Annotated in this window: 10 protein-coding genes; 8 read left to right on the forward strand and 2 right to left on the reverse strand. The window is 71.2% G+C overall.

The genetic code is table 11. From position 1 onward, the window contains the following. Complete coding sequence (locus OG623_RS05840) at positions 1-951, reverse strand: ABC transporter permease (protein ID WP_406144883.1); 951 nt, start codon at positions 949-951, stop codon at positions 1-3. A gap of 74 nt (positions 952-1,025) precedes the next feature. After that, entirely contained in the window at positions 1,026-2,621 is a 1,596-nt protein-coding gene (locus tag OG623_RS05845; protein ID WP_406144884.1) for an ABC transporter substrate-binding protein, read from the reverse strand. A 170-nt stretch (positions 2,622-2,791) separates the two neighbouring features. Here OG623_RS05845 and OG623_RS05850 point away from each other — a divergent pair, with 170 nt between their 5' ends. The 8 genes from OG623_RS05850 (at position 2,792) to OG623_RS05885 (ending at position 11,837) form a co-directional block, all read left to right on the forward strand. Next, positions 2,792-3,523: a FadR/GntR family transcriptional regulator gene (locus tag OG623_RS05850; RefSeq protein WP_406144885.1), complete on the forward strand. Its 732-nt coding sequence runs from the start codon at positions 2,792-2,794 to the stop codon at positions 3,521-3,523. Positions 3,524-3,681: 158 nt separating this feature from the next. Then, positions 3,682-4,668, forward strand: coding sequence for an acetylxylan esterase (locus OG623_RS05855; RefSeq protein ID WP_406144887.1), 987 nt, complete (start codon positions 3,682-3,684; stop codon positions 4,666-4,668). An 89-nt stretch (positions 4,669-4,757) separates the two neighbouring features. Next, positions 4,758-6,188 carry an exo-alpha-sialidase gene (locus tag OG623_RS05860; RefSeq protein WP_406144888.1) on the forward strand — a complete coding sequence of 477 codons (1,431 nt, stop codon included), beginning with the start codon at positions 4,758-4,760 and terminating at the stop codon, positions 6,186-6,188. Positions 6,189-6,326: 138 nt separating this feature from the next. After that, entirely contained in the window at positions 6,327-7,523 is a 1,197-nt protein-coding gene (locus OG623_RS05865) for an FAD-dependent monooxygenase (protein ID WP_406144890.1), read from the forward strand. 195 nt (positions 7,524-7,718) lie between these two features. Then, positions 7,719-8,678 carry a dihydrodipicolinate synthase family protein gene (locus tag OG623_RS05870; RefSeq protein ID WP_406144892.1) on the forward strand — a complete coding sequence of 320 codons (960 nt, stop codon included), beginning with the start codon at positions 7,719-7,721 and terminating at the stop codon, positions 8,676-8,678. Then, on the forward strand, positions 8,675-9,634 hold the full coding sequence (locus OG623_RS05875) for an ROK family protein (RefSeq protein ID WP_406144894.1): 960 nt from the start codon (positions 8,675-8,677) through the stop codon (positions 9,632-9,634). Before OG623_RS05870 ends, OG623_RS05875 begins: the two co-directional genes overlap by 4 nt. Continuing rightward, positions 9,631-10,311, forward strand: a complete 681-nt coding sequence (locus OG623_RS05880) for an N-acetylmannosamine-6-phosphate 2-epimerase (RefSeq protein WP_406144896.1) — start codon at positions 9,631-9,633, stop codon at positions 10,309-10,311. The genes OG623_RS05875 and OG623_RS05880 overlap by 4 nt, the downstream gene beginning before the upstream one ends. 53 nt (positions 10,312-10,364) lie before the next feature. After that, the gene (locus tag OG623_RS05885) at positions 10,365-11,837 is read left to right on the forward strand and encodes a sialate:H+ symport family MFS transporter (protein ID WP_406144898.1); all 1,473 of its coding nucleotides are present in this window, start codon (positions 10,365-10,367) and stop codon (positions 11,835-11,837) included. Positions 11,838-11,851 lie beyond the last annotated feature (14 nt).

Below are 11,851 nucleotides of genomic sequence, written 5' to 3' on the forward strand. Positions count from 1 at the left end.
TCACACCGTCCTGATGCGCGGGTTGACCAGCAGATAGAGCAGGTCGACGATGACGTTGACCACCAGGAAGGCGATGGCGATGGTCAGTACGGTGCCTTGGACCAGGGCGACGTCGCCGCCGGTGACACCTTCGAGGATGAGTTTGCCCATGCCGGGCAGGTCGAAGATCGCCTCGATGACGACGGCGCCGCTGAGCAGATAGCCGACCTTGACACCGAGCACGGTGAGCGGGGTGACGAGCGCGTTGCGGAGCACCGAGCGGATCACGAGGAGGACCGGCAGGCCGTTGCCCTGGGCGGTACGGACGTAGTCCCGGTCGAGTTCGGTGACCATCGAGGTGCGGATGAGGCGGGCGAGCGAGGCCGCGACGGGCACCGCGAGTGACACGGCGGGCAGCACCATGGTGGTGAGCCACCCGCTGAAGGAGTCGGCGGGGTTGGTGTAGCCGCCGGTCGGGAAGATCTGGATGTTCAGCGCGAACTGCTGGATGAGCAGGACGCCGAGCCAGAAGGAGGGCACGGCGACCCCGGCCATGGAGAGCACCCGGAAGAGCTGGTCCGGCCAGCGGTCGCGGTACATCGCGCCGAGTACGCCGCCGAGTACGGCGAGGACGATGGCGATGATCAGCCCGAGGACGGTGAGCTGGAGGGTGAGCGGGAAGGCGGCGGTGATCCGGTCGGCCACGGGCTGGCTCGGTGGGACGGTCATCCCGAGGTCGAGGTGGAGCAGCTGGCCGAGGAAGTGGAAGTAGCGGACGGGCAGCGGGTCGTTGAGCCCGTTGGCCTCGGCGAAGGCCTCCCTGGCCTCGGGGCCGGCGCTCTCTCCGAGCGCGTTGAAGGCCGGGTCGGCCGGCGAGAACTGCAGCACCACGAAGACCAGCAGCGCGATGCCGAGGATCATCACCGGCATCATCGCGACGCGGCGCAGCGCGAGCCGGAGAAAAGCAACCATCGTCGGGTTCCTTGCGATTGGGCGGACAGCGGGTCCGGGCCGCCCGGACGGGTGGCGGCCCGGACCGGTGGGCGTCAGGCTCGGCCGACGTCCAGGAAGGACAGGCCGGTGGTGGACAGCGGCTTGAAGCCGGTCAGCTGCTTGTCGCTCCAGGCCGTGGGCAGCTTGCGGTGGAGGATCGGGTAGAGCGGGACCTCCTCGGAGATGAGGTCGGTGGCGTCGCCCCACAGCTGCTTGCGCGTCGCCTCGTCGGGGGACTGCGCGGCCTTGTCGAGGAGTTGCCTGAGCTTCTTGTACTCGGCGGTCTTCGCCCAGCCGTAGCGCTTCTCCGGCCAGAACCCGTAGTAGAACCAGCGCAGCAGGAGGTCGACGTCGTTGCCGAAGACGGACGGGTCGCCCGGGGCCACCAGGATCTCGAAGTCACCCTTGTCGACCTTGGCGTACTGCGCGGCGCTCTGGGCGATGTTCAGGGTGGCGTCGATGCCGGCCGCGGCCCAGCTCTCCTTGAGCAGCGGGGCGATGTCCTTGACCCAGCCGGTGTCGACGGTCAGCACGGTGAACTTCAGCTTGCTCACGCCGGCTTCGGAGAGCAGCTTCTTCGCCTTGGCCACGTCGTGGGTGTAGACGGTGGAGGCCTTGTGGTAGTCGGGGTGGGTCGTCGGCACGTAGCCGGTGGCCGCCGCCGCGTTCCCGACCATGGCCGTCTTGATGATCTTCTCGGTGTCCAGCGCGTGGAAGAGGGCCTGGCGGACCCGCTTGTCGGCGAAGCGCTTGTCGGTGGTGTTGAACATCAGGAAGAGCAGTCCGAAGGACTGCACGGACTCGGTCTTCGCCGTGCCGGAGAGCCCCTTCACGTCGATGTACGGCACGTCCTCGATGGCCTGGACGCGGCCGGACTGCATCGCGCTGACACGGGCCGACTGGTCCGATATCAGGCGCCAGATCATCTTCTGGGCCTTGGCGGGGTGCGAGCCGTTGTACTTGTCGTACTTCTCGAAGACGATCTTGTCCTCGCGGGTCGCCTCGACGAACTTGTACGGGCCCGAGCCGACGGGCTTGGCGTCGAATCCCTTGACGTCCGCCTCGACGATCTTCTTCGGCACGATCCGCGCGACGGCGATACGGGAGGGGAACAGCGCGAAGGCGTACTTCAGCTTGAACTCGACCGTCCTGGTGTCCACGGCGGTGATCGTGTCGATGAACGGCACGAACTGGGCCATCAGCGACGCGTTCTTCTCGTCCAGGATGCGTTCGAAGCTGAACACCACGTCGTCGGCGGTGACGGCCGATCCGTCGTGGAAGGTGGCGCCCTCGCGGAGGGTGGCGCGATAGGTGGTGGCGTTGATCTTCTTCGGCAGCTCGGTGGCGAGCGCGGGGCGGGCCACGAGTGTGACCGGATCGAGATCGACCAGGCCCTCGAAGATGTGCATGTTGGCCGCGTACGGCGTGGCGCCGGAGGTGATCATCGGGTCGAATCCGGTCGACAGCGGGTACGAGATGCCGGCCTCGATGGTGCCGCTGCCGTCGCTCCCGCCGGCCGCTCCGTCGGCGGTCGAGGAGGGCCCGCCGCACGCGGAAAGGCCTGCCGTGAGGGCTGCGGCCGCGCCGATGACGCTGGTGTAACGCAGGAAGGTGCGGCGCTCGACGCCGGCTGGCCTCAGCTCGGGCACGGGTCCTCCAAAGGGACGCAGGGAAATGGAAAAGGGTGGAGAACAGCTGTTTCGGCGGCTCGCGGGGCGCCGACGAAGATCTGAGCATCAGACGTCAGATGTCTGATGCCTTGATAGCGTGGGAACGTAGCTTGACAATCGAGAGGGGTCAAGAGGTGGGGAGTTCACATATGTCCGGCACGCGACCCGGTCGCACCCTGTTGCGGCAGGAAGTCGTCGAGGGCATCAAGCGCTACATCCTCGACGAGAGGCTGCGCCCCGGGGACCCGCTGCCCACGGAACCGGCCCTGTGCGAGGCGCTCGGAGCCAGCCGCTCCAGCGTCCGGGAGGCCGTCAAGATTCTCGACGCGCTCGACATCGTCGAGGTGCGCCACGGCCACGGGACGTACGTCGGCCGGCTGAGCCTGTCCGCGCTGGTGGAGAGCCTCACCTTCCGCGGTCTGCTCTCGCCCGACGACGACTTCCAGGTGATGGCCGACCTCGTCGACGTGCGTGAGCTCTTCGAGCGGGGCATGGCCGACCGCATCGTCTCCTCGCTCAGCCCCGGGCAGCTCGACAGCCTGGACGCCCTGGTGGAGACCATGCGCTCCACCGGCTCGGGCGAGGGGCACGGCTTCGTCGCGGCGGACCGGTCCTTCCACGCCCTGCTCGTGGCCCCTCTCGGCAACGACCTGATCGGCCAGCTCTCGATGGCCTTCTGGGACGTGTACACGATCGTGGCGCCGCATCTCGACGGCTTCACGCACGCCGACGAGACGGCGACGATCGCCGCCCACCAGAACATCGTGGACGCGGCCAGGGCCGGCGACATCCCCGCCTTCCTGAAGGCACTCGACGAGCACTACGCGCCGGTCAGGCGGCGGATCGCCGAGGCCAGGTCGCGCGGGGCCGGCCGGCCCTGACCGTGGGCATCACACCTCCCGCCCCAGCTCCGGGGCGGGAGCAACGCCCACCGCTCCACCCTTGACGTCCGGCCACCAAGCTCCCTAGGGTCCCGTTGCCAACAGGACATCTGACGTCTTCTGTCCTGTCGCTTCCCGTACCCCAGGAGGGCACAGCCATGCCGTCGGCCGATCTCCCGCTCGCGGAATGCCGCACCTACCGGCCCGACCTCCCGCTGCCCGACGGCTTCGACGCCTTCTGGTCCGCCACCCTGGGCGAGGCCCCCCACGACGGGGTGCAGGACAAGCCCCGCTACCGGCAGGTCGACTGCGGGCTGAGCCAGGTGCGTACGTACGACGTGAGCGTCCCCGGCTACGGCGGCCGCCCGGTGCGCGGATGGCTCCACATGCCCGTCGGCGCCACCGAACCGCTGGGCTGCGTCGTCGAGTTCCTCGGGTACGGACGTGGCCGCGGGCTCCCGCACGAGCAGCTGATGTGGGCCTGCGCCGGATACGCGCACCTGATCATGGACACCCGCGGCCAGGGTTGGTCGGCGGCGGGCGGCGTCACCGCCGACACGGACGCCGGGGCGGCCGGCACGGTGCCCGGCTTTCTGACCCGGGGCGTCGAGAGCCCCGAAACGTACTACTACCGGCGGGTGTTCACCGACGCGGTCCGCTGCGTGGAGGCGATGCGCGAGCACCCGGAGATCGATCCGGCCCGCATCGTGGTGACCGGGTTCAGCCAGGGCGGCGGCATCGCGCTGGCCGTCGCGGGGCTCGTGCCGGGCCTTGCCGGGGTGATGCCGGACGTGCCGTTCCTGTGCAACATCCCCAGGGGCGCGCGGATCGCCGGAGTGCCGCCGTACACCGAGATCGCCGGCTACCTCCAGCTCTACCGCGACCGCACCGGGTCCGTCTTCCGCACGCTGTCGTACTTCGACGCGGCCCACCACGCCACCCGGGCGACCGCGCCCGCGCTGTTCTCCATCGCCCTGATGGACGAGATCTGCCCGCCTTCCACCTGCTTCACGGCCTACAACCGTTACGCGGGCCCCAAGGACGTCCGCGTCTACGAGTTCAACGGACACGAGGGCGGCGCCGAGCACCACCGGGCGGAACAACTCGCCTGGGTGCGCTCCTTGTTCGCCGGCCTCCCGACCTGACAGACCGACCGCTCCTGACGCGTCGGCCCGTCACGTCGCACACCGCTCGCTCACTGCACCTCTCCCCCTCAGCAGAAGAGAGACCGTTCATGCAGCGCAGAGTCACCATCGCCATGCTGTCCGCCGCTGTCCTGGTGGCCACCGCCGCGGGCACCGCCCATGGCGCCACCGGCGAACTCACCTCCCAGGACATCGCCACCGCGGGCGTCGGATCCCCGTACTACCGCATCCCGGCGCTGACCACCTCCACCCAGGGCACTCTGCTCGCCGCCTACGACGCCCGCCCCACGCTCGGGGACCTGCCCGGCAACATCGGTGTCGTCCTGCGGCGCAGCACCGACGGCGGGGCCACCTGGGGCACCCAGCAGGTCGTCCGGAAGGAGGAGTCGCCCAAGGGCTTCGGCGACCCGAGCCTGCTCGTGGACCGCACCACGGGGCGGATCTTCGTCTTCTACGCGAGCTCCGTGAACCAGGGCTTCTTCGGCTCGGCCACCGGCAACGACGAGACCGACCCCGATGTCCTCCAGGCCGACTACAGCTACTCCGACGACGACGGGGTGACCTGGACGCACCGCCGGATCACCAGCCAGATCAAGAACCCGGCCTGGGGCGGCATGTTCGCGGCCTCGGGCGAGGGCATCCAGGTGCGCAACGGCGCGTACAAGGGCCGGCTGATCCAGCAGTACGCGATCCGTGACGACGGCGCCAACTACGCGGTCAGCGCGTACAGCGACGACCACGGCGCGACCTGGAAGATGGGCAATCCGGTCGGGCCCGGCGGTGACGAGAACAAGACCGTCGAGCTGAGCGACGGCCGGATCATGCTCAACAACCGCTCCGCGCCCTACCGTACGATCGCCTACTCCACGGACGGCGGCGTCAACTACACGCCGTTCACGCAGGACACCAATCTGCCCGACCCCGCGAACAACGGCTCCGTGATGCGCTACGCCCCGGATGCCGCACCCTCGGATCCCACGTCCTCGTGGCTGTTGTTCAGCAACACCGAGAGCACGTCGTCACGGAGCAACCTCACCGTGAAGATGTCCTGCGACAACGGCAGGTCCTGGCCGATCAGGAAGGTCGTCGACCCCGGCAGCGCCGCGTACTCGACACTGACCCGGCTGCCCGACGGCCGGCTCGGACTGCTCTACGAGCGTGGCGGCGTCGACGCCATCACCTACTCCTCCTTCGACCTGACATGGCTCGGCGGCACCTGCGCCGACATCACCCTCACCCCGCCGGACACCCTGAAGGCCGGGACCACCACGGAGATCACCGTCCGGGTGGTCAACCGCATGGACGTGACCCGCAGCGCCGGCACCCTCGATCTGACGGTGCCCGAGGGCTGGTCCACGAAGCAGGTGGCGTTCCCCGCGACCAAGCCCGGTGAGGGCGCGAACATCAAGGTCCCGGTGACGATCCCGGCGGGCGCGTCGGGCGACGCCCGGCTGACCGCGACGTACAAGGCCGACGGCAAGCAGGCATCGGGCAGCCGCACGGTGGCCGTCACCCCGTAGCCGGACCCCGCGAACCCGACGGGGACGTCGCGCCGGTTGCGGTGTCACCGTCGGGTGAGGGAGCCCGCCGCGCCTGTACCCGTACTCCACCCGAGGGCTGCGAGGATGGGCGCCGTATCCGGAAGGGGCGGTGTGACGGTGACACGCTTACGTATGGGTGTGGTCGGCGGGAGTATCGCCGGCTGCGCGATGGCGGTGGCGGGTGCCCGTGCGGGCGCCGAGGTCACCGTGTACGAGCGCAGTGACGGAGAGCTCCGCGGCAGGGGCCTGGGGATCGTGATCCCGCCCGCGCTGCACCGGGAGTTGACCGGGGTCGGTTATCTGGACGCCGCCATGCCGACGGTCCCGCTGGCCACCCGGGTGTGGGTCACCCGGGTGGCCGGGAGCCGGTCGGCCCGGGAGTTCGCGCGGCAGCCAGGTCCGGTCACGGCCTGCAACTGGGGTCTGCTGTGGCAGGCGTTGCGGCGGAGCGCGGGCTCCTCACCGGCGGTGCGCTACCACCGCGGGCGCCCCGTCCTGGCCGTCGAGCGTACGGAGGCGGGGCGCGCCCTCGTCCGTACGGAGAGCGGGGCGCGGGAGTACGACGTGGTCGTGGGCGCCGACGGGCACAGGTCGCTCACCCGGCGGCTGCTCGCACCTGACCTGCGCCCCTCCCCCGCCGGGTACGCGGTGTGGCGGGGCACCCTGCCGTTGAGCGCGCTCGCCGGCCACCGGCGCCCGCTGGAACTGCTGCGGGATTCCTGGGTCACCCTCGGCTTCAGGGGCGGGCACGGGATCTTCTATCCGATCCCGCGCGGGGCCGGTGAGGGCGAAGGGGCCGACGACCGGCTGCTGGCGTACGCGATCTACGCGAAGCCGCACGGCACGGACGCCCCGGACACGGCGTACGTACGGGAGATCGCCGATGAGCACTTCCCCGCGGAGTGGGCCGAGATCGTCGCCCGGGGCGCGCACACCGCGATGACCTGTCACCCCGTCACCGACCTGCACGCGCCCGGCGCGGCCGAAGCGCCGTTCGTGCTGGCGGGGGACGCCGCCGGGGTGACCCGTCCGCACACGGCGAGCGGCGCGGTGAAGGCGCTCCAGGACGCGCTCTGCCTCGAGCGTTCGCTGCGCGGGTCCGCGTCACCCGCCGAAGCGCTCGGGCGGTACGCGAGTGAGCGCACCCCCGAGGGGGCGCGGCTGGTGGAGCTGGGCCGCCGGATCGGCCGGGCGCAGGTCGAACGGACCCCGCACTGGGAGTCCTTGGACCAGGCCGGGGTGGAGGCGTGGTGCCGGGACACGCTGGCGGGGACGACGAGCTATCTGTACGGGGGCGAGGGCTCCGGCCGATGAGCGGCGGCCGGCGGCCGGTCGCCGGTGCCTCTTGACCGGCCGCCGGGGCATCTGCTTAAGGTGACCGTAGACATAAGACATCTTACGTCTCATGTCCTGGTTCCGTCTCCCGGTCCGGACGACCCGTCCGGGGCCCTCCTGGCGACCGCTCCGGAGGGGGACGGGCCTGTTCCGAACGAGCTGGAGCCCTTCACCATGGCCTTGACCGCACCGCTGCACGGCGTCGTACCGCCGGTCTGCACCCCGCTCGACGACCGCGGAGAGGTCGACACGGCCTCCCTCACCCGGCTCGTGGGTCACCTCGTCGACGGCGGCGTGCACGGGCTCTTCGCCCTCGGCTCGACCAGCGAGGTCGCCTTCCTGACCGACGACCAGCGCGCCATCGCGCTGAGGACCGTGGTCACCGCCGCCGCGGGACGCGTCCCCGTGCTCGCCGGGGTCATCGACACGACGACAGCCCGGGTCGTCGAGCACGCCAGGACCGCGGCGGAGCTCGGCGCGGACGCGCTCGTGGCGACCGCGCCCTTCTACACACGTACGCACCCGAAGGAGATCGCCCAGCACTTCCGCCGGCTGCGCGCCACCGTCGACCTGCCGCTGTTCGCCTACGACATCCCGGTGGCCGTGCACTCCAAGCTCTCCGCCGCCCTGGTGCGCGAGCTCGCCGACGACGGCACCCTGGCCGGTCTCAAGGACAGCAGCGGTGACGAGGGCGGGCTGCGCCGGATGCTCGTCGAGCTCGGCGGACGCGAGGGCCGCGCCGCGGGCCCCGCACCGCACTTCAGCGTGCTGACCGGTTCCGAACTCACCGTGGACGCGGCGCTGCTGGCCGGCGCCGACGGCGTCGTACCGGGGATCGGCAACGTCGACCCGGCCGGCTACGTCCGGCTGTACGAAGCGGCGCGCGCAGGTGACTGGGAGCTCGCGGCCCGGGAGCAGGAGCGGCTCATCGAGCTGTTCGCCATGGTCGACGTCGGCCCCGAGCAGGACATGGGCCGCAGTTCGTCGGCGCTCGGCTCCTTCAAGCACGCGCTGCGGCTGCTCGGCGTCATCGACAGCGGCGCCACCGTCTTCCCGCAGATCCAGCTGTCCGCCGAGTCCATCGCGCTGATCGCGGAGCGCCTGCGCGCCGCCGGTCTGCCGCCGGTCCGATGAGCGCGCAGGCGGCCGGAGCCATGGCGACCGGGGCCGTGGTGACCGGCCTCGACCTCGGCGGTACGAAGATCGCGGCCGCGCTCTTCGCGGCCGACGGCACGGTGCTGGCCCGGCACACCCGGCCGACCCCCGCGAGGGACGGGGCGGCGGCGGTGCTCGACGCGCTCGCCGCCGCCGCTGCCGAGGTGGACCCCGGCCGCCTGGCCACCGTGCTGGGCGTCGCGGCCGCCGGGGTCGTCGATCCCCGGAGCGGCATGGTCACCAGCGCCACCGACTCGATCAGCGGCTGGGCGGGCACCGCGCTCGGCGTGGGCCTCGCGGACCGTACGGGTCTGCCGGTGGCCTGCGACAACGACGTACGCGCCACGGCGGGACCCGAGCTCGCCGCACTGCCGGGCGGCCACGGTTCGCTGCTGTTCGCGGCCGTCGGCACGGGCGTGGGCGGCGCACTCGCCGTCGACGGGCGGATGCTGCACGGCGCGTCCGGCATCGCGGGCCACATCGGCCATCTGCCCAGCGCGGAGGCGGCCGGGCTCCCCTGCACCTGCGGAGCCACCGGGCATCTGGAGGTCATCGCATCGGGCCCCGGCATCACCGCCCACTACGAGCGGCTCACCGGCGCCCCGGTGGACCGGCTCGAAACGGTGGCCGCCAGGGCTGCCGAGGGCGACGCCGCCGCCGTACGCGCGATCACCACCGGCGCGGCGGCTGCCGGAGGAGTACTCGGCGGCCTCGCGAACGCGCTCGGCCCCGACCGGGTCGTCGTCGGCGGTGGCGTCCCCCGGATCGGGGCGCTGTACGGCGACGCGCTGACGGCCGCCTTCACCGCCGAGCTGATGCCACCCCTGCGGGGGCTCGTCCCCGAGCCCCCGCTCCTCGGGCACGACGCCGCCGTCATGGGCGCCGCCGCCCTCACCACCACCCTTCCCCTCCACCACCCGGGAGCTCACCGATGACCGCACTGGACCTGGCCGACACGCTCAAGGGCCGGCTGATCGTCTCCTGCCAGGCGCCTCCGGGCGACCCGATGCGCGAGACCGGCACCCTCGTACGCCTCGCGCTCTCGGCCGTCGCGGGCGGCGGCTCCGCGATCCGCGCCAACGAGCCGGAGGTCGTCGCCGCGATCACCGCGGCCGTGGACCTGCCGGTCATCGGCCTGTGGAAGGACGGCGACACCGGCGTCTACATCACCCCGACCGTCCGGCACGCCCTGGCGATCGTCGAGGCCGGTGCGGCCGTGGTCGCCGCCGACGCCACCGACCGGCCGCGCCCGGACGGTTCCACCTTCGCCGAGCTGGTCACCGCCGTGCACGCGGCGGGCGCCCTGGTCATGGCCGATGTGTCGACGCTCGACGAGGGGATCGCCGCCGCCGCGCAGGGAGCGGACTTCGTCTCCACGACGCTGTCCGGCTATGTGCCGGGGACCCCGAAGCAGACCGGCCCCGACCTGGACCTTGTGACATCTCTCTCGGCCGCGGTCTCTGTACCGGTCGTCGCGGAAGGACGTATCAATACCCCCAAGGAGGCTGCCGAGGCTCTCGCCCGCGGCGCCCACAGTGTCGTGGTCGGCACGGCCATCACCGCACCCACCGCCCTGACCTCCCGCTTCGTCGCCGGACTCGCCCGGCCCTGAGCAGCCCCCACCAGGCGGGACGGCTGCCCGGCAACGGCCGGCCGCCCCGCACCATGGAGCGCACCGTGCAGAAACCACCCTCCACGCTCCCCTGGTACCGCGAAGTGAGCGGTACGCAGTGGAAGTCCTTCTTCGCCGCCTGGCTCGGTTACGTACTCGACGGCTTCGACTTCGTCCTGATCACTCTCGTCCTCACCGAGATCAGTGACGACTTCGGACTGAGCACGGTGCAGGCCGCCAGTCTGATCTCCGGCGCCTTCATCACCCGGTGGCTGGGTGGCGCGGTACTGGGTGCACTCGGTGACCGCTACGGCCGCAAGCTCTCCATGGTGCTGAGCATCCTGCTCTACTCGCTGGGCACCTTCGCCTGCGGGTTCGCCTGGAACTACCACAGCCTCTTCGCGGCGCGGCTCGCCATCGGCATGGGCATGGCCGGTGAGTACGGGGCCAGCGCCACGTATGTCATGGAGAGCTGGCCCGCCCGGCTCCGTAGCCGGGCCAGCGGCTTCCTGATCTCGGGGTTCTCCGTCGGTTCGGTCCTCGCCGCGCAGGTCTACGACTGGGTGGTGCCCTCGCTCGGCTGGCGCTGGATGTTCTATCTGGGCCTGATACCGATCGCGGTCGCGCTGTGGATGCGGCGGGCCCTGCCGGAGGCCGAGGAGTGGACGGCGGACGTCGCGGACCAGGGGGCCAAACCGAACCCCTTCCGGCCGCTGTTCCGCACCCCGCGCCTGGCCACGGTCAACACCGTGCTCGTCGTGGTCGCCACGCTCTCGCTCTTCATGGTCTTCACCCCGAGCGGCGAGGGAATGGTGCCGGCCCTCTCGGTGGTCGCGGGGCTCGCGCTGCTGGCGTTCGCGGTCCAGTTGGGCGGGAAGCGCGGCTGGCTGCTGTACGTCTCGATGATCGTGACGCTGTTCTTCGCGTTCCTGTACTCCTGGCCCATCCAGTCGCTGCTGCCCACCTATCTGAAGTCCGACCTGGGTTACAGCACCGGCCAGGTCACCGACGTCCTGTTCTTCGCCGGCTTCGGCACGATGGTGGGCTGCTGGGGCGCGGGTTTCCTGGGCGACCTGATCGGCGCGAAGAAGGCGTACGCGCTGACGCTGCTGGCATCGCTGGCCTTCGTCTTCCCGGTCTTCGCGGTCCACGACAACCTGCTGGTACTGGGCTGTCTGCTGTTCCTTCTCCAGGCGACGAGCTTCGGGATCTCGGGGCTGCTGCCGCGGTACATCGGCGGCCATTTCCCGACCGCGAGCCGAGGGGCCGCGCTGGGATTCACCTACAACGTGGGTGCGCTCGGCGGGGCGGTGGCCCCGGTGCTCGGGGCGCGTCTGGCGTCCGGGATGGACCTGGGGCAGGCACTGGCGGTGCTGACCTTCGCGGGGACGGTGATCGTGGTGCTGCTGGTCGGCTTCGACGTACCGGCCAGGCTGAACAGGCTGGCCGACCCGGGCGCGGTGGCGGACCATCTGGCCGAGCCGTCCGCGACCACACGGTCGCGGACGGCGGACCGCCCCGGGTAGGCACGGCAGCGGTG

The organism is Streptomyces sp. NBC_01012 (genome assembly GCF_045162755.1).
In the GTDB taxonomy this organism is placed as follows: Bacteria; Actinomycetota; Actinomycetes; order Streptomycetales; family Streptomycetaceae; genus Streptomyces.